The sequence below is a fragment of the Streptomyces sp. NPDC051310 genome, assembly GCF_044455245.1.
Taxonomy (GTDB): domain Bacteria; phylum Actinomycetota; class Actinomycetes; order Streptomycetales; family Streptomycetaceae; genus Streptomyces.
The window spans coordinates 114,315-132,229 of sequence record NZ_JBITEO010000009.1; the positions used below are offsets into that span (position 1 = coordinate 114,315).

The 17,915-nt window shown below is 73.8% G+C and carries 16 protein-coding genes; 12 read left to right on the top strand and 4 right to left on the bottom strand.

Features of this window, described 5'->3' with window-relative positions:
• The first annotated feature begins 101 nt into the window (after nt 1–101).
• From xylB to ACIA79_RS15425, 4 genes are all read left to right on the top strand, one after another.
• Nucleotides 102–1,547: a xylulokinase gene (gene xylB / locus ACIA79_RS15410; protein ID WP_399428739.1), complete on the top strand. Its 1,446-nt coding sequence runs from the start codon at nt 102–104 to the stop codon at nt 1,545–1,547.
• Nucleotides 1,544–3,886: an alpha-xylosidase gene (gene yicI / locus ACIA79_RS15415; protein WP_399428740.1), complete on the top strand. Its 2,343-nt coding sequence runs from the start codon at nt 1,544–1,546 to the stop codon at nt 3,884–3,886. Before xylB ends, yicI begins: the two co-directional genes overlap by 4 nt.
• Nucleotides 3,887–3,956: 70 nt before the next feature.
• Nucleotides 3,957–4,913, top strand: coding sequence for a pseudouridine synthase (locus tag ACIA79_RS15420; protein WP_399428741.1), 957 nt, complete (start codon nt 3,957–3,959; stop codon nt 4,911–4,913).
• Nucleotides 4,914–4,988: 75 nt separating this feature from the next.
• The gene (locus ACIA79_RS15425; RefSeq protein ID WP_399428742.1) at nt 4,989–6,836 is read left to right on the top strand and encodes a multicopper oxidase family protein; all 1,848 of its coding nucleotides are present in this window, start codon (nt 4,989–4,991) and stop codon (nt 6,834–6,836) included.
• A gap of 132 nt (nt 6,837–6,968) precedes the next feature.
• Here ACIA79_RS15425 and ACIA79_RS15430 read toward each other — a convergent pair whose 3' ends face one another.
• Nucleotides 6,969–8,435 carry an amino acid permease gene (locus ACIA79_RS15430; RefSeq protein WP_399428743.1) on the bottom strand — a complete coding sequence of 489 codons (1,467 nt, stop codon included), beginning with the start codon at nt 8,433–8,435 and terminating at the stop codon, nt 6,969–6,971.
• Between the two features lie 200 nt (nt 8,436–8,635).
• A complete protein-coding gene (locus ACIA79_RS15435; protein WP_399428744.1) occupies nt 8,636–9,337 on the bottom strand; it encodes a FadR/GntR family transcriptional regulator in 702 nt (233 codons plus the stop codon).
• A gap of 166 nt (nt 9,338–9,503) precedes the next feature.
• Here ACIA79_RS15435 and ACIA79_RS15440 point away from each other — a divergent pair, with 166 nt between their 5' ends.
• From ACIA79_RS15440 to ACIA79_RS15450, 3 genes are all read left to right on the top strand, one after another.
• A complete protein-coding gene (locus ACIA79_RS15440) occupies nt 9,504–10,013 on the top strand; it encodes a gluconokinase (protein ID WP_399428745.1) in 510 nt (169 codons plus the stop codon).
• A gap of 199 nt (nt 10,014–10,212) precedes the next feature.
• Nucleotides 10,213–11,610, top strand: a complete 1,398-nt coding sequence (locus ACIA79_RS15445) for a gluconate:H+ symporter (protein ID WP_399428746.1) — start codon at nt 10,213–10,215, stop codon at nt 11,608–11,610.
• A gap of 105 nt (nt 11,611–11,715) precedes the next feature.
• Nucleotides 11,716–12,102, top strand: a complete 387-nt coding sequence (locus ACIA79_RS15450; RefSeq protein ID WP_399428747.1) for a VOC family protein — start codon at nt 11,716–11,718, stop codon at nt 12,100–12,102.
• 149 nt (nt 12,103–12,251) lie between these two features.
• On the opposite strand, the gene ACIA79_RS15455 is transcribed toward ACIA79_RS15450, so the two are convergent.
• On the bottom strand, nt 12,252–13,907 hold the full coding sequence (locus tag ACIA79_RS15455) for an FAD-binding dehydrogenase (RefSeq protein ID WP_399428748.1): 1,656 nt from the start codon (nt 13,905–13,907) through the stop codon (nt 12,252–12,254).
• Between the two features lie 233 nt (nt 13,908–14,140).
• Here ACIA79_RS15455 and ACIA79_RS15460 point away from each other — a divergent pair, with 233 nt between their 5' ends.
• From ACIA79_RS15460 to ACIA79_RS15470, 3 genes are all read left to right on the top strand, one after another.
• Nucleotides 14,141–14,707, top strand: coding sequence for an NUDIX domain-containing protein (locus ACIA79_RS15460; protein ID WP_399428749.1), 567 nt, complete (start codon nt 14,141–14,143; stop codon nt 14,705–14,707).
• Between the two features lie 92 nt (nt 14,708–14,799).
• Nucleotides 14,800–15,192 (top strand): YidH family protein, encoded by a 393-nt coding sequence (locus ACIA79_RS15465; protein ID WP_399428750.1) that lies wholly within the window; start codon nt 14,800–14,802, stop codon nt 15,190–15,192.
• Nucleotides 15,180–15,524, top strand: a complete 345-nt coding sequence (locus ACIA79_RS15470; protein ID WP_399428751.1) for a DUF202 domain-containing protein — start codon at nt 15,180–15,182, stop codon at nt 15,522–15,524. Before ACIA79_RS15465 ends, ACIA79_RS15470 begins: the two co-directional genes overlap by 13 nt.
• Nucleotides 15,525–15,539: 15 nt before the next feature.
• On the opposite strand, the gene ACIA79_RS15475 is transcribed toward ACIA79_RS15470, so the two are convergent.
• Nucleotides 15,540–16,466 carry an NADP-dependent oxidoreductase gene (locus tag ACIA79_RS15475; protein ID WP_399428752.1) on the bottom strand — a complete coding sequence of 309 codons (927 nt, stop codon included), beginning with the start codon at nt 16,464–16,466 and terminating at the stop codon, nt 15,540–15,542.
• Between the two features lie 115 nt (nt 16,467–16,581).
• On the opposite strand from ACIA79_RS15475, the gene ACIA79_RS15480 reads away from it, so the two are divergent.
• Nucleotides 16,582–16,881, top strand: a complete 300-nt coding sequence (locus tag ACIA79_RS15480) for a hypothetical protein (protein ID WP_399428753.1) — start codon at nt 16,582–16,584, stop codon at nt 16,879–16,881.
• 109 nt (nt 16,882–16,990) lie between these two features.
• Nucleotides 16,991–17,902, top strand: coding sequence for an MBL fold metallo-hydrolase (locus ACIA79_RS15485; protein ID WP_399428754.1), 912 nt, complete (start codon nt 16,991–16,993; stop codon nt 17,900–17,902).
• Nucleotides 17,903–17,915: the final 13 nt, after the last annotated feature.

Sequence of the window (17,915 nt, forward strand, 5' to 3'; positions counted from 1 at the left end):
TTGTTTGCTCAGATTATTAATAGGGTGACAGGGAGGCGAAGGCAAGACCGACGCGCCTATGTGTCTTCCACGGAACGATTTGTTTTGAGTACGATCAAAAAATGGACCGACTCAGCTATGTGATCGGTGTGGACAGCTCCACGCAGTCCACCAAGGCGGCCCTCGTCGACGCCGCCTCGGGCCGGGTCCTCGCCGTCGGGCGGGCCCCGCACGTCGTCACCGGGAGGGACGGGGCCCGGGAGAGCGACCCGGAGCTGTGGTGGCAGGCCCTCGTGGACGCGGTCACCCGCGCCATGGACGGGGTCGACCCCCGCGCCGTGACCGGCATCGCGGTCGCCGGGCAGCAGCACGGGCTGGTGGTACTGGACGGGACCGGGCACGCGCTGCGCCCCGCGCTGCTGTGGAACGACACGCGCTCCGCGCCCCAGGCCGCCGCCCTCACGGCCGAGCTCGGCCCGCAGGGGTGGCTGGAGCGCACCGGCTCCGTACCGGTGGCGTCCATGACGGCCGCCAAGTGGCGGTGGCTGCGGGAGAACGAGCCGCGTGCGGCCGACGCCGCCGCGGCCGTGCGCCTCCCCCACGACTTCCTCACCGAGCGGCTGAGCGGCGTGGCCGCGGCCGACCCCGGCGATGCCTCCGGCACCTGCTGGTACAACACGGCGACCGGCGCGTACGACCCGTTCCTGCTGGAGCTGCTGGAGCTGGACGGCTCCCTGCTCCCGGACGTCGCCCCGAGCGGGGCGGCGTGCGCGGGGCGGCTGACCGCGGCCGCGGCGAAGGAGCTCGGCCTGCCGGAGGGCATCCCCGTCGCCGCCGGCACCGGCGACAACATGGCCGCCGCCGTGGGCCTCGGTCTCGGCCGTCAGGGGCTCCTCGGCCACCCGGTGGTGTCGCTGGGCACCTCCGGCACGGTCTTCGCGGCCACCCGCACCCGTCCGGCCACGGCCGCGCTCGCCGGCTTCGCCGCCGCCGACGGCGCCGGGACGTACCTGCCGCTGGGCTGCACCCTCAACTGCACGCTCGCCGTGGACAAGGTCGCCGGGCTGCTGGGCCTCGACCGTGAGGACGCCGTGCCCGGGGGCGAGGCGGTCCTGCTGCCCTACCTGGACGGGGAGCGCACCCCCGACCTGCCCCGCGCCGCCGGGCTGCTCACCGGGCTGCGCCACGCCACCACCCCGCAGCAGCTCCTGGGCGCCGCGTACGAGGGCGCCGCGTTCACGGTGCTGCGCGCGCTCGACGCGCTGCCGGGTGCCGTGGCGGAGGCCCCCCTGCGGCTCGTCGGGGGCGGCGCGCGGGGGCGTGCCTGGCTCGCGACCGTGCGGCGGCTCTCCGGGCGGGCCGTCGTCGTGCCCCGTACCACCGAGCTCGTCGCCCTCGGCGCCGCTGCCCTCGCCGCGGGCGCGGCCACCGGCGAGGACCCGGTCGCCGTCGCCACCGCGTGGGGGGCCGGCGAGGGGGAGGCGTACCCGCCCGTCCCGCGCGACCGTGCCGCCGTGGACCGGATCGCCGCGGTCCTGGACACCTACGTCTCCGTGAGAGCCGCATGAAGTTCACCGACGGTTTCTGGCTGCTGCGCGACGGCGTCCGGATCTCGTACGCCACCGAAGTGCGCGACCTGCACGTCGGCGACGACCGCTTCACCGCGTACGCGGCCGTGCGACGCGTGGAGCACCGGGGGCACACCCTCAACTCGCCGCTGCTGACGGTGGAGTGCTTCTCACCCGCCGAGGGCGTCATCGGCGTCCGCACCACCCACCACGCCGGCAAGGCCCACCGCGGGCCCGACTTCGCCCTGGCGGACGCCCCGGCGCCGTACGCGGCCCGGACGCGGCGCGAGGGCTCCGTCACCGAGCTGACGAGCGGGCCGCTCACCGTCCGCCTCGACCGGGACGGACCCTGGGGGCTGACCTTCCTGGACGCCGGCGGGCGGCGGCTGACCGCCGTCGAGGAGAAGGGCACGGCCTTCGCCACGACCGGTGACGGCGGGCACCACATGGTCGCGCAGCTCGCGCTCGGTGTCGGCGAGTACGTGTACGGGCTCGGCGAGCGCTTCACGCCGTACGTGAAGAACGGCCAGAGCGTCGACATCTGGCAGGCCGACGGCGGCACCAGCAGCGAGCAGGCGTACAAGAACGTGCCCTTCCATCTCTCCTCGCGCGGGTACGGCGTCTTCGTCAACCACCCCGGGAGGGTGTCGTACGAGGTCGGCTCCGAGTCGGTCGGGCAGGTGCAGTTCAGCGTCGAGGACCAGACGCTGGAGTACTACGTCGTCGCCGGGCCGACGCCGAAGGAGGTGCTGGCGCGGTACACGGCGCTGACCGGGCGGCCGGCGCTGCCGCCCGCGTGGTCGTTCGGCCTGTGGCTGACGACGTCCTTCTGCACGGCGTACGACGAGGAGACGGTCACGTCCTTCGTGGACGGCATGGCGGAGCGCGGCATCCCGCTGTCCGTCTTCCACTTCGACTGCTTCTGGATGCGCGAGTACCAGTGGACCGACTTCCGCTGGGATCCGGACACCTTCCCGGACCCGGGGGGCATGCTGGCCCGGCTCAAGGAGCGGGGGCTACGGATCAGCCTGTGGATCAACCCGTACGTCGCCCAGAAGTCGGCGCTGTTCGAGGAGGCAGCGCACCTCGGCTACCTGGTGCGCAGGCCCGGCGGCGACATCTGGCAGTGGGACCTGTGGCAGGCCGGGATGGCCCTGGTCGACTTCACGCACCCGGGGGCGCGGGACTGGTTCCGGTCGAAGCTCAGGGCGCTGCTCGACCAGGGCGTGGACTGCTTCAAGACCGATTTCGGCGAGCGCGTGCCCACCGATGTCGTGTGGCACGACGGCTCCGACCCGGAGCGGATGCACAACTACTACGCGCAGCTGTACAACGAGTGCGTCTTCGGGCTGCTGGAGGAGGAGCGCGGCGCGGGCGGGGCGGTGCTGTTCGCGCGGTCGGCGACGGCGGGCGGGCAGCGGTTCCCGGTGCACTGGGGCGGGGACTGCTTCGCGTCGTTCGGGGCGATGGCCGAGTCGCTGCGCGGCGGGCTGTCGCTGAGCCTGTCCGGGTTCGGTTTCTGGAGCCACGACATCGGCGGGTTCGAGGGCACGCCGGACCCGGCGGTGTTCAAGCGCTGGCTGGCCTTCGGCCTGCTGTCGTCCCACAGCAGGCTGCACGGCAACATGTCGTACCGCGTGCCGTGGGAGTTCGGCGACGAGGCGGTGCAGGTGGCCCGGCAGTTCACCGAGCTCAAGCACCGGCTGATGCCGTACCTGTACGGGGCGGCCGTGGAGGCCCGTGGCAGCGGGGTCCCGCTGATGCGGCCCATGCTGCTGGAGTTCCCGGACGATCCGGCCTGCCGGACGCTCGACCGGCAGTACATGCTCGGCCCGGACCTGCTGGTGGCGCCGGTCTTCACGGCGGAGGGCGAGGTGGAGTTCTACCTGCCCGGCGGCGTCTGGACGCACCTGCTGACCGGCGAGACGGTCAGCGGGCCGGGCTGGCGGCGCGAGCGCCACGGCTTCGACAGCCTGCCGCTGTACGTGCGGCCGGGCGCGGTGCTGCCGCTGGGCGCGGACGACCGGCGGCCGGACGGCGACTGGCCGGAGGGCCTGACGCTGCTGGTCGCCCCGGGCGCCGAGGACGGCCGCAGTGTCACGGTGCCGGACCGCGGGGGTGCGCCGGCCGCCACGTACACCCTCCGGCACGACGGCGACGGCGTCGGCGACGAGCACGCCGTCGGGGGCGGGGACGGGCGCCCGGCGGGTGACGGGCCCCCGTCCCCGGGGGCGTGGCTGCGGGTCCGCGCGAGCGGCACGGACCGGCCGTTCCGTGTGCGGGTGGTCGGCGGCGGCTCCGCACGGGGCACCGGCGAGGTGACCGTACGGCTCCGCTGAGTCCGCGGGCGGTGGCGACCGGCCGGCCGGCGGCGGCGGGCATGCGGGCGCGGGGGTTTACCGTGGGGCCGTGAGACGGAGAACGAAAGCGCCCGCGGCGCCGTTGCCGCAGGTCGCGGGGGTCGACCCGGTGCGGCTGCGGCTGCCCGCCGACCCCGCCGGGACGTGGCCGACCGTGCGGGACCACCTGCTCGCGCGGTACGCGGGGGCCATCGGTGCGGCGCGGGTGGAGGCGATGCTCGCGGAGGGCCGGTTCGTCGGTGCGGACGGGGCCGCCGTCCGTGCGGACGAGCCGTACGCGGCGGGGCGCCATCTGTGGTTCCACCGGGACGTGCCGCCCGAGGAGCGGGTGCCGTTCGAGGTCGGGATCGTGTACCGCGACGAGCGCATCGTGGTCGCCGACAAGCCGCACTTCCTGGCCACCACACCGCGGGGGCGGCACGTGACCGAGACCGCGCTGGCGCGGCTGCGGCGCGGTCTGCGGCTGCCGGAGCTCCAGCCAGCGCACCGGCTGGACCGGCTGACGGCGGGGCTGGCGCTGTTCGTCGTACGGCCGGAGGACCGGGGCGCGTACCAGACGCTGTTCCGGGACCGGCGGGTGCGCAAGGAGTACGAGGCGGTGGCCCCGTACGATCCCGGCCTCGCGCTGCCCGTCACCGTACGGAGCCGGATCGTGAAGGAGCGGGGGGTGCTGACGGCCCGCGAGGAGCCGGGCGAGCCGAACAGCGAGAGCCGCGTCGAGCTGATCGAGCACCGGGGCGGGCTCGGCCGGTACCGGCTGGTGCCGTCGACCGGCCGGACCCACCAGCTGCGGGTCCACCTGAACCGGCTGGGCATACCGATCCTGCACGACCCGCTGTATCCGGTGGTGCGGGAGGACGGCCCGGAGGACCACACCCGTCCGCTGCAGCTCCTCGCCCGGTCCCTGAAGTTCACCGACCCGTTCACCGGGGCGGGGCGGCGGTTCGTCAGCGGCCTGGCGCTCGCGCCGCTGCCCGGCGGCGACGGAAAGGTTTCGGCCGGATGAGGCGGGAACGGCAACTCCTCGGCGCGGGGTTCTGTCCTCACTGACGCATGGTCGTCACTGCGTCACGGGGGAAACATGAACGAGGCCATCGAGGACATCGCCGCCAGGATCGTCGCGGCCGTGTCGGGCAGCGCCGCCGGCACGGACGGTGAGCTGGTCCCCTACTCGGATCCGCTGACCGTGCCGCCCGTGATCCGGCCCGGCCGGGACGGGCGGGAAGTGATCGAGATCGCGCTGCGGCCGGTGTGGGTGCGGATGCACTCGCAGGTGCCGCCGGCGCTGATGTGGGGGTACGGGGGCAGCGTGCCCGGCCCGACGATCGAGGTGCGGCGCGGGCAGCGCGTACGGATCGCCTGGACCAACCGCATCCCGCCCGGCAGCCCGCACCCGGTCACCGCCGTGGCGGTGGAACGGGAGCCGGGGCAGGCCGATCCGCACAACCGGCCCGGGCGGCAGGGCGCGGAGCCGGACGGGGACGTCGCGGCGCTGCCGGCCTGGTCGGTGACGGGCCTGCACGGCGCCCCGGCGGGCGGCGGCAGCGACGGCCGGCCGGACGACGCCGTCGGGTGCGGCGGCACGCACCTGGTGGAGTACCCGAACGACCACCGGGCCGCGCAGTGGTGGTACCGCGACCACGCCCGGGGCATCTCGCGGTGGAACGCGTACGCGGGCCTGGTCGGCACCTACCTCGTGCGGGACGACGAGGAGGACGCCCTCGGGCTGCCGTCCGGGGAGCGCGAGGTGCCGCTGGTCCTGGCCGACCGGAACCTGGACCGGGAGGACGAAGCGGCCGGCGGCCGGCTCAGCGGGCGCCTGCTGCACAAGACGACGCTCGTGACCCGTGAGCACCCGGAGACGGGCCGTCCGGTGACGCTGCCGTTCCTGGGCCCGTACACGACCGTCAACGGGACGATCTGGCCCTATCTGGACGTGGTGGACGGCTGGTACCGCTTCCGGATGGTGAACGCCTCGAACGCACGCGTGTACGACCTCGTCCTCGTCGACGACGAGGACAACCCGGTGCCCGGGGTCGTGCACCTGATCGGCAGTGACGGCGGGCTGCTGCCGCGGCCGGTGGCGGTGGACTTCGAGTTCGGCGCGCCGCTGACGATCGCGCCGGCCGAGCGGCTCGACCTGCTGCTGGACTTCCGGGAGCTGGCGGGGCGCAGCGTGCGGCTGGTGAACAAGGCTGCGGGGCAGGCGCCGGGCGTGCCGGACGCGGCGTGGGACGTGCCGTACCCGCAGGTCATGGAGTTCCGGGTGGCACGGGGCGCGGAGCCCGACGCCTTCGTGTTGCCGGCGGTGCTGTCCCGGTCCTTCGAGCGGACGGCGCCCGGGGAGACCGGGTGCCGGCGCCGGCTGATCGTGCTGACGCCGCCCATGACCGCGGGCGGGGGCGGCCGTCCGGAGCTCTGGGAGATGGAGGAAGTCGGCGCCCTGCGGGCCGGGCCGCCGGCGCCCGGGATCGTCCAGGTCCGCGGGCCGGACGGGACGGTGCGCACGTATCGGCGCAGGGCCCGCGGGGAGGGCCCCGGACCCGCCGTGCGGGAGGGCGCGTACGAGGAGTGGTCCCTGCTGAACCTGGGCGCGCCGCTGTGCCCGGTGCACATCCCCCTCGCGGAGTGCCGGGTAGCCGGACGGGAGGCGTACACGGTGGACGGGTTCGATCCGGCGCTGGGCGGGACGCGGGCGCCGGTGGCGTACGACGGGGGCCGGGGGATCGCGGTACCGCCCGGTGAGCAGGGCTGGAAGGACGTGTTCCGGGTGGCCGGGGGCGAGATGGTGCGGGTGCGGGGCCGGTTCGCGGGGGCGTACGGGCGGTTCGCGTACCGCTGCACCGTGCTGGAGCACGCGGACGCGGGGATGGAGCGGCCCTTCGTGGTGCTGCCCGGGGAGGTGGCGGGGTTCGCCGGCGGCGAGTGACCGGGGGCGGGGCGACCGGGTGCCGGGTGACCGGGTGCGGGTGCGGGTGCGCGCCATGGGGAGCCCCCGCCGGACGGGTGTCCGGCGGGGGCTCCGTGTCGGTCGTACGGTCCGGCGTGCGCGCGGGGTGCGTCAGTCCCGCGTGCCGGCCCGGGTCAGCGACAGGACGCGCCCCCGGACCAGGAACCAGCCGCCGACCAGCAGCGCCGCGATGAGCGGCACCATGTTCACGGTGGTCCGGCCGACGCCGCCGCCCCACCACATCAGGCCGAGGACGGAGGCCAGGAACACCAGGGTCACGATCTGCGTGTACGGGGCCCAGGGCAGCTGGTACGACGGCCGGCTGACCTTGCCCTCCTTCGCGCGAGACCAGAACAGCAGCGAGCAGAGCATGATCATGCCCCAGGTGCCGAGGATGCCGATCGAGGCGAGGTTCAGCACGATCTCGAAGGCCTCGCCGGGCATGAGGTAGTTCAGGCCGACGCCGAGGACACCGAACGCCGCGGTGAGCAGGATGCCGCCGTAGGGCACCTGGCCCTTGTTCATGAGGCCGGTGAACTTCGGCGCGGAGCCGGACATGGCCATCGAGCGCAGGATGCGGCCGGTGGAGTACAGGCCCGAGTTCAGGCTGGACAGGGCGGCGGTCAGGACGACCAGGTTCATGATGCCGGCCGTGCCGGGGATGCCCAGCTTGTCGAAGACGGTGACGAAGGGGCTCTGGTCGGCGGAGTACGAGGTGTACGGCAGCAGCAGCGCGAGCAGCACGACGGAACCGACGTAGAACAGGCCCACGCGCCACATGATCGAGTTGATCGCCTTCGGCATGATCTTCTCGGGGTTCTTGGTCTCACCGGCGGCGACGCCGCACAGCTCGACCGAGGCGTAGGCGAAGACGACACCCTGGACGACCATCAGCATCGGCAGCATGCCGGCGGGGAAGATGCCGCCGTTGTCGGTGACCGTGGCCAGACCCGGGGTGTGGCCGCCGACGTCGTGCTGGGTCACGACGAGGAAGATGCCGACGCACATGAAGATGACCAGCGCGGCGACCTTGATGATCGCGAACCAGAACTCCATCTCGCCGAAGTACTTCACCGAGATCAGGTTCGCGGTCAGGACGACGGCGAGCGCGATCAGGGCGAGGACCCACTGCGGGATGTCGCTGAACATGGCCCAGAAGTGGGCGTACGTCGCCGCGGCGGTGATGTCGGCGACCGCGGTGGTCGACCAGTTGAGGAAGTACAGCCAGCCGGCCGTGTAGGCGCCCTTCTCCCCCATGAACTCGCGCGCGTAGGAGACGAAGGCGCCGGAGGACGGACGGTAGAGCACCAGCTCACCGAGGGCCCGGACCACGAAGAAGGCGAAGACGCCGCAGACGGCGTACGCGATGGCGAGGGACGGTCCCGCTCCCGCCAGGCGGCCGCCGGCGCCGAGGAACAGGCCGGTACCGATCGCGCCGCCGATGGCGATCATGTTGATGTGGCGGGACTTGAGGTCCTTGCTGTAACCGGCGTCACCGGCGTCGATGTGGGGGGCGCCCGTCGCCGCGGGGGTTCCGGGGCTCAGGGTGTCGGCCGCAGGCATGGTGCGGTCACTCATCTGGAAGTCGCCTTTGTGAGGGGTCGTGCGGTATCAGCCGTACGCAGGTGATGAGGGTGGTCACCGTGGCACGCAGGCCAGGGCACATAGTCACGGCTGCGCTGCCGTTTTGGCTGTGGCCTATGTCACGTACGGGCGTATCTGAGGTGTTTTTGAGGTTACCGGCCGGTTAATCGGCTTCAGCAGTTTAAGCGCGCCGGTCAGGGGGCGAGCACATCGAGCTCCCGCAGCGCCCCGACGGCGATCTGCCGGGTGAGCTCCTCGGCGCGCACCGCGTCCCGCTCCCGGACCGCCTCGGCGACCTGGACGTGGAGGGTGACGGCGGCCGGGTCGGGGTCCTCGAACATCACGCGGTGGTGCGTACGGCCGGTGAGCACCTCGGCGACGACGTCGCCGAGCCGCGCGAACATCTCGTTGCCGGAGGCGTTGAGGACGACGCGGTGGAAGGCGACGTCGTGGACCAGGTACGCGTCGAGCCGCCGGCCGCGGGAGGTGGCCACCATCCCGAGGGCCTGCTCGGTGAGCTCGCGGCACTGCTCGGGGGTGGCGTGGACGGCGGCGAGCCCGGCGGCCACCGGCTCCACCGCGGAGCGCAGCACGGTGAGCGAGCGCAACTGGCGGGGGCGGTCGGCGCCGGCCAGCCGCCAGCGGATGACCTGGGGGTCGTAGACGTTCCACTGCTCGGTCGGGCGGACGGTCACGCCGACGCGGCGGCGGGACTCGACCAGGTGCATCGACTCCAGGACGCGCACGACCTCGCGGACGACCGTGCGGGACACCTCGAAGCGCTGGGCGAGCTCATCGGTGCGCAGGACGCTGCCGGGCGGGTACTCCCCCGCGGTGATGGCGAGACCCAGGGTGTCCAGCACATGCGTATGGAGCCCCCGGGCCTGAGTCGTCATGTGCTCAGCGTAACCGGCGCCATAAAAGTACGACTTTTATGTCACAGGCTCTTGAATACGTCGTACCTGATGGGTTTCAGTGTGCGGCGACACCTCGTCCGCATGTCGCCGCGGGCCGGTGCCGGACCCGAGTCGATGTCGAGGAAGACAGCGAGGCGCAGCACCCATGCAGAAACCCCCAGTCGTCGTCGTGATGGGCGTGGCGGGCACCGGGAAGACCACCGTCGGGCCGCTGGTCGCCGAGCGCCTCGGTGTGCCGTACGCCGAGGGCGACGACTTCCACCCCGAGGCCAACATCGCCAAGATGTCGGCGGGCGTCCCGCTGGACGACACCGACCGGTGGCCCTGGCTCGACGCGATCGGGCGGTGGGCGCACGGCCGCGACGGCCTCGGCGGAGTGGTCAGCAGCTCCGCGCTGAAGCGCTCCTACCGCGACCGGCTGCGGACGGCCGCGCCGGGCATCGTCTTCCTGCACCTGACCGGTGACCGGGCGCTGATCGAGGGGCGGATGGCCGCGCGCACGGGGCACTTCATGCCCGCCGCGCTGCTGGATTCGCAGTTCGCGACGCTGCAGCCGCTGGGCGAGGACGAGGCGGGCGTCGCGGTCGACGTGGCGGGCGGTCCCGAGGACATCGCCGACCGGGCCGTCATCGCGCTGCGCCGGTTCACCGTCTGACCCGTCCGTCCTTGCGTTTTCGTCGGGACGGCCGCCGGATCCCGGCTCTTCACTGCTGGTCGGCGCCCGGCCCCTGGGTCCCGGCTCCGGCTGCCGGCTCTCGCTGCCCGCTCCCCACGCCCGCCCGCCCGCCGTACGCCCCCGTCTCCCCGACATCCGTCAACCCATCCCCTTCCCCCAAGCCGCGAGGACTCCCCCTGTGACCAGTCTCAGCGTCGAGACGCTGGCAGCGGACGCCACCGAGCCGATCACCTCGGCGGGCAACGCCCACCTCGGCATCGCCGTACTGGCGGGCATCGCCGTCATCGTCCTGCTCATCACCCGCTTCAAGCTCCACGCCTTCCTGGCGCTGACCATAGGCTCGCTGGCGCTCGGCGCCTTCGCCGGCGCCCCCCTCGACGCGACCATCGCGTCGTTCACCAAGGGGCTCGGTGCCACCGTCGCGGGTGTGGGCGTGCTCATCGCGCTCGGCGCGATCCTCGGCAAGCTGCTCGCCGATTCCGGTGGCGCGGACCGGATCGTCGACACGATCCTCGCGAGGGCGAGCGGGCGGGCCATGCCGTGGGCGATGGTGCTGATCGCCTCGGTGATCGGCCTGCCGCTGTTCTTCGAGGTCGGCATCGTGCTGCTGATCCCGGTGGTGCTCCTGGTCGCCCGGCGCGGCAACTACTCGCTGATGCGGATCGGTGTCCCGGCGCTGGCGGGCCTGTCCGTGATGCACGGGCTGATCCCGCCGCACCCGGGACCGCTCGTCGCGATCGACGCGCTCGGCGCGAACCTGGGCGTGACGCTGGCGCTCGGCGTGGTCGTCGCCATCCCCACGGTCATCGTCGCCGGACCGCTGTTCTCGCGGTACGCGGCCCGCTGGGTGGACATCCCGGCACCGGACCGCATGATCCCCCAGCGGCCGTCGGAGGAGCTGGAGCGGCGGCCGGGCTTCGGCGCCACCGTCGCCACGGTGCTGCTGCCGGTGGTCCTGATGCTGGCCAAGGCGCTGGTGGACATCGTCGTCGACGATCCGGAGAACCACGTCCAGCGGGTCTTCGACGTCGTCGGCTCGCCGCTCATCGCCCTGCTGGCGGCGGTGCTCGTGGGCCTCTTCACCCTGGGCCGGGCGGCCGGCTTCACCAAGGAGCGGATCTCCTCGACGGTCGAGACGTCGCTCGCCCCCATCGCGGGCGTGCTGCTGATCGTGGGCGCGGGCGGCGGCTTCAAGCAGACGCTCATCGACGTGGGCGTCGGCGGGATGATTCTGGACCTCTCGGAGAACTGGGCCATCCCGGCGCTGCTGCTCGCCTGGCTGATCGCGGTGGCCATCCGGCTCGCGACCGGATCGGCGACGGTCGCGACGATCTCGGCGGCCGGACTCGTGGCCCCGCTGGCCACCGACATGTCGACGACGCACGCGGCGCTGCTGGTGCTGGCGATCGGGGCCGGCTCCCTCTTCTTCAGCCACGTCAACGACGCCGGGTTCTGGCTGGTGAAGGAGTACTTCGGCATGAGCGTCGGCCAGACCGTCAAGACCTGGTCCGTGATGGAGACGATCATCTCGGTCGTCGGGATCGCCGTGGTGCTGCTCCTGTCGCTGGTGCTGTAGACCGGGCACCACGACGGTGCCTCGCGGGGTGCGCGGGCCGGCGGGGGCGCGCGCACCCCTGCGGCGTCGGCGGGGCCGGCCCGTCGCGGGCCGTAGGCTCGGGCCATGGTGCATGTACTGGGCAGCAGGATCCTGTTGAGCCCCGTGGACCCGCAGCGGTCGCGCGACTTCTACGGCGGGGCGCTCGGCCTGGCCGTCTACCGGGAGTTCGGGACCGGCCCGGAGCGGGGCACGGTGTACTTCCTCGGCGGCGGCTTCCTCGAACTCTCCGGCCGCTCCGACACCCCGCCCTCCCCCGGGATGCGGCTGTGGCTCCAGGTGGCCGACGTCCGGGCGGCCCACGCGGAACTGCGCGAGCGCGGCGTGGAGATCGTGCGCCCGCCGCGCACGGAGCCCTGGGGCCTGATCGAGATGTGGATCGCGGATCCGGACGGGGTGCGCATCGCGGTCGTGGAGGTACCGGAGGACCACCCGCTGCGCCACCGCCCCTGACGGAGTGTTCGGCGGGCGCGGACGCCGCGGGCGCTGCCCGTCGGTGACGCGGACGCCGCAGGGGCAGGTCGCCGGTGACGCGGACGCCGCAGGGGCAGGTCGCCGGTGACGCGGGCGCCGCGCACCCGGCCCGGGCGGGCCGGCCGGGCTCAGCCGGTCGCCTTCGCCGCCGCGCGGCCCGCCGTACGGCCGGAGAAGAGGCAGCCGCCCAGGAAGGTCCCCTCCAGCGCGCGGTAGCCGTGGACGCCGCCACCGCCGAAACCGGCGGCCTCGCCGGCCGCGTAGACGCCCGGCAGGGGCGTGCCGTCGGCGGTCAGGACGCGGGAGGAGAGGTCGGTCTCCAGCCCGCCGAGCGACTTGCGGGTCAGGATGTTGAGACGGACCGCGATCAGCGGCCCCGCCGCCGGATCGAGGACGCGGTGCGGCGCCACCGTGCGGATCAGGCGGTCGCCGAGGTACTTGCGGGCGCCGCGGATCGCCGTGACCTGGAGGTCCTTGGTGAAGGGGTTGGTGACCTCCCGGTCCCGCGCGACGATCTCGCGGCGCAGGTCGGCCTCGTCGATCAGCGCTTCCTTGGTGAGCGCGTTCATCCCCCGCACCAGCGAGGGCAGGTCCTTCTCGACGACGAAGTCGGCGCCGTGGTCCAGGAACGCCTTGACCGGCCCCGGGACATCGGCGCGGGCCCGGTCCAGCACACCGCGCACGGACCGGCCGGTGAGGTCGGGGTTCTGCTCGGAGCCGGAGAGGGTGAACTCCTTGCCGACGATGCGCCGGTTGAGGACGAACCAGGTGTAGCCGTACCCGGACCGCATGATGTGTTCCAGGGTGCCGAGCGTGTCGAAGCCGGGGAACAGCGGGACCGGCAGGCGGCGGCCGCGTGCGTCCAGCCACAGGGAGGACGGGCCGGGCAGGATGCGGATGCCGTGCCGGGCCCAGATCGGGTTCCAGTTCTCGATGCCCTCGGTGTAGTGCCACATCCGGTCACGGTTGATGTGGTGGGCCCCGGCCGCCTCCGCGATGCCGAGCATCAGGCCGTCGACGTGGGCCGGTACGCCGGAGAGCATCTTCTCGGGCGGGGTGCCGAGCCGCTCGGGCCACTGGCTGCGGACGAGGTCGTGGTTGCCGCCGATGCCGCCCGAGGTGACGATCACCGCCTGGGCCCGGTACTCGAACGCCCCGACGACCTCGCGGCTGCTCGCGGCGCCGCGCTCCACGTCCGAGGCCGCCAGGACCTCGCCGCTCACCGTGTCCACCGCGCCCGCGGTGCGGCCCAGCCCGGTGACGCGGTGACGGAACCTCAGCTGTACGCGTCCGGCGGCGACGCCCCCGCGGACGCGCCGCTCGAAGGGAGCGACGAGTCCGGGGCCCGTGCCCCAGGTGATGTGGAAGCGCGGCACCGAGTTGCCGTGCCCGGTGGCGTCGTACCCGCCGCGCTCGGCCCAGCCGACGACGGGGAAGAAACGGACGCCCTGCCGGTGCAGCCAGGGCCGCTTCTCGCCAGCGGCGAAGTCGACGTACGCCTCTGCCCACCGCCGCGGCCAGTGGTCCTCGGGGCGGTCGAAGCCGGCCGTGCCGAGCCAGTCCTGCAGGGCGAGGGCGTGGCTGTCCCGGATGCGCATCCGGCGCTGCTCGGGTGAGTCGACGAAGAACAGGCCGCCGAAGGACCAGTGGGCCTGGCCGCCGATCGACTGCTCCGGTTCCTGGTCCAGCAGGATGACGCTGCGTCCCGCGTCGACGAGCTCCGCGGTGGCGGTCAGGCCGGCGAGGCCCGCTCCGATCACGATCACATCAGCGTCGTAGGCCATGGCTTCTTCCTTGTCGCAGGGTGCTCCGATCTTCGGTACGCGCGGGTAACTCGTCAACAGGGCGGACGGGAATGCCGGCGCCGATGTGCGGCGAGGCGGCCGGCGGGCGAGGGCGCGCACCGGGCCGGACAGCGCTGCGGCCGGCGGGCGGGAGCACGCACCCCGCGCCGGCCCTCCGGAGCCGCCCGGGTACCGGGCCGGGGCGGTGGTGCGGCCGGTGGTTTCATGGCGGCATGACTCCTCCTGCTCCCCCTTCGGCCGCTTCCCCCGCGCCCTCCCCCGCCGACGAGGTCCTGGACGTCGTCGACGAGCACGACGTGGTGGTGGGGCGGGCCCCGCGCGGCGAGGTGTACGCGCGGGGGCTGCGGCACCGCTGCGTGTTCGTCCTGGCGAGGGACGCCGAGGACCGGCTCTTCGTCCACCGCCGGACCGCGACGAAGCTGGTCTATCCCTCCCTGTACGACATGTTCGTGGGCGGTGTCGTGGGTGCGGGCGAGGGCTACGACGAGGCGGCGCTGCGGGAGGCGGAGGAGGAACTGGGCGTCCGCGGCCTGCCGCGCCCCACGCCGCTGTTCCGGTTCCTGTACGAGGACGGCGGCGGGCGCGGGTCGTGGTGGTCGGCCGTCTACGAGGTGCGGTGCACGCTGCCCGTGGCACCACAGCCCGAGGAGGTCGCCTGGCACACCTTCCTTCCGGAGTCCGAGGTCGAGGCGCGGCTGGCCGACTGGGAGTGGGTGCCGGACGGCTTCGCCGCGTACGAGCGGCTGCGGGCGTACCGGTCGGGCCGCACCGCCGGGTGACGCGGACGGCACGGCCGTCGGGGCGGGGCGGGCGAGCGGCCACGGGTGCGGCAGCGCGTGCCGCCGGCGGGGCACGCCGTTAGGGTGATCAAGTGAGCGATTTCGTGCGAGGGCTGCGGTGGTGGATCGCGCCGCAGCGGATCCGGGACGAGGGCGACACGCCCGATTACCGCTTCTCCCTCGCCAACGAACGCACCTTCCTGGCCTGGATACGCACCGCGCTCGCGCTCGTCGGGGGCGGGTTCGCCGTCGACCAGTTCCTGCCCGACCTGCGGTGGGGCGTACGGGTCGGGATGGCGCTCGCGCTGCTGGCGGCCGGGGCGCTGTGCGCCCTGCGGGCGGTGAACCACTGGGTCCGGTGCGAGCGGGCGATGCGGCGGGGCGAGGACCTGCCGGTCAGCCGTTTCCCCGCGCTGCTGAGCGTGGCCGTGGGTGTGGTCGCCGTCGCGATGGTGCTGGTCGTGCTGTTCGGATGGCGGGGCTGATGGCGGCCGGTGGCGCGGCGGGGCCGCCCGACCTGCGGGACCCGGGGCTCCAGCCGGAGCGGACGCGGCTCGCGTGGCGGCGTACGACGCTGTCGGCGACGGTCGCCGCGGTACTGGCCGCCCGGCAGGCGCTGCACGACGACGTCACGGCGGGCGGCCTCGTGGGCTCGGCGCTGTCGCTGCTGGTGTGGCTGGCGTTCCTGGGGCTGGCCCACCGCCGGATGCGGGCGCTGGGGACGGCGCGGCCCCGGGCGCTGGCGCCGCGGGGCGCGGTGGCGACGGCGGCCTGCACGGTGGCGCTCGCCGCCTTCGCGGTCGCCGTGGTGGTGTGAGGCGCGGCCGGCCGGTCAGCCGACGGTGACGACGACCTTGCCGTGCAGGCCGCCCTCCCGGTTCGCCCGCTGCGCGTCGGCGGCCTTCTCCAGCGGGAACGTGGCGGCCACGCGTACCGTCAGCGCGCCCTGGTCGGCCAGGTCCGCGAGGGCGGCGAGGTCGGCCGGGTCGGGGCGTACCCAGCAGTAGCGGCCGCCGAGGCCGATCACCTCGCCGTCCGCGACGGACGCGAGGCGGCCCTCCGGGGCGAGCAGGTTGGCCGTGTCCTTGAGCACCTGGCCGCCGACGGTGTCGAAGGCGGCGTCCACTCCGTGCGGGGCGAGGGCCTTGACCCGGGCCTTGAAGCCGTCGCCGTACGCGACCGGTTCCGCGCCGAACTCGCGGACCCGGTCCTGGCCGGTGTCGCGTGCCGCGCCGATCACCCGGGCGCCGAGGTGCCGGGCGATCTGGACGGCCATCGACCCGACGCCGCCCGAGGCGGCGTGCACGAGCAGGGTCTCCCCCGCGCGCACCCGCAGGGCGTGGTGCAGCACCTGGTACGCGGTCAGGCCCGCCAGGGGCAGCGCCGCCGACTCCTCGAAGCCGAGGGTGCGCGGCTTGCGGGCGAGCGTGCGGACGGGGGCGGCGACGTACTCGGCGAAGGTGCCGTGGCAGACCACGTCCTCGCGCACGTACCCCATGACCTCGTCCCCGACGCCGAACTCCGTGACGCCGATCCCCGGCTGGACGACCACTCCGGAGACGTCCCATCCGGGGATCACCGGGAAGAAGGCGTCGAGGGCCGTGTCCAGGTAGCCGGCCTGCACCTTCCAGTCGACCGGGTTCACGGCGGCGGCCCGCACCCGGACGAGCACCTTGTCCGGACCGACCTTGGGGTCCGGGCGCTCGCCGTACTCCAGGACCTCGGGGCCGCCGTACCGGCGGAAACTGATCGCCTTCATGGTCCGACCCTCCGGCCGGTTCCGCCCCCGCGCAAGCCGGAACGGATCTTCCATGACAAAAGGGCTAGCCTGGAGGTGTCACGATTCTCCGTACCGGCGCCGCAAGGGGCTCGTCATGACCGTCCCCCTCCACCGCGAACACTCCGCCCACGACCACGAGCACGGCCCGGCCTGCGGGCACGAGGCCGTCGTCCACAACGACCACCTCGACTACTCCCACGACGGGCACCTGCACCGCGAGCACTCCGGGCACTGGGACGAGTGCGAACCGGGTGAGCACATCGCCCACAGCGGGCACGCCCACGAGCACGGCGCGGGCTGCGGACACCCCGCCGTCTCGCACGGGGACCACCTCGACTACGTGCACGACGGACACCGGCACGCCTTCCACGGCGGGCACTGGGACGACCACTAGGGCCCGTCCCCTCCGGATGCCGCCGGGCCCCGGCGAGGCCCCTTCTGCCGGGCGCGGCCCGACTGGCAGGCTCTGACCGACCAGTTCGGCCACGACCCGAGGGGCACCGATGCCTGCCAGCGATCCGTACACCGTGCAGCTCACACCTGGAGTGCACGCCTACATCCAGCCCGACGGCGGCTGGTGCCTCAACAACGCCGGTTTCGTCAGCGACGGCGGGACCACGGTCCTGGTGGACACCGCCGCCACCGAGCGGCGCGCCCTGCACCTGCGCGAGACGCTGCGGGAGCACGGTGACCCGCTCCCCGGGATCGTGGTGAACACCCACCACCACGGCGACCACACCTACGGCAACGCCGTCTTCACGCCCGGGGCGACCGTCGTCGGCCACGCGGCCTGCCGGCGCGAGGTGCTCGCGGCGGGGCGCCAGCTGCATCTGTTGTGGCCGCAGACCGACTTCGGGGACATCCGCGTGACGGCGCCGTCACTGACGTACGAGGAGCGGCTCACGCTGTTCGTGGGCGGCACCGAGGTACGGCTGATCCACCCGGGCGTGGCGCACACGGCCGGCGACACGATCGTCCACCTGCCGGAGCAGTCCGTGGTCTTCACCGGGGACCTCGTCTTCAACGGCGGGACGCCGTTCCTGGCGACCGGCTCGCTGCGCGGTTCGCTGCGCTCCGTCGAGGTGCTGCGCTCACTCGGCGCGCGGACGGTGGTGCCCGGGCACGGGCCGCTCGCCGACCCCTCGGTGTACGACGCGACCGAGCGCTATCTGCGCTACGTCGCCCGGCTCGCCGAGGAGGGGCACGCGAAGGGCCTCACGCCGCTGGAGGTGGCCCGCGAGGCGGACCTGGGCGAGTTCGCGGCGTGGCGCGAGAGCGAGCGGCTGGTGGCCAATGTGCACCGGGCGTACGCGGAGCTGAACGGCGAGCCGGAGGGCTCGCCGCTCGACGTGGCGGCGGTCTTCGGCGACATGGCGGCGATGAACGGCGGCGTACCGGTCGCCTGTCACGCCTGAGTCCGCGGCCCGG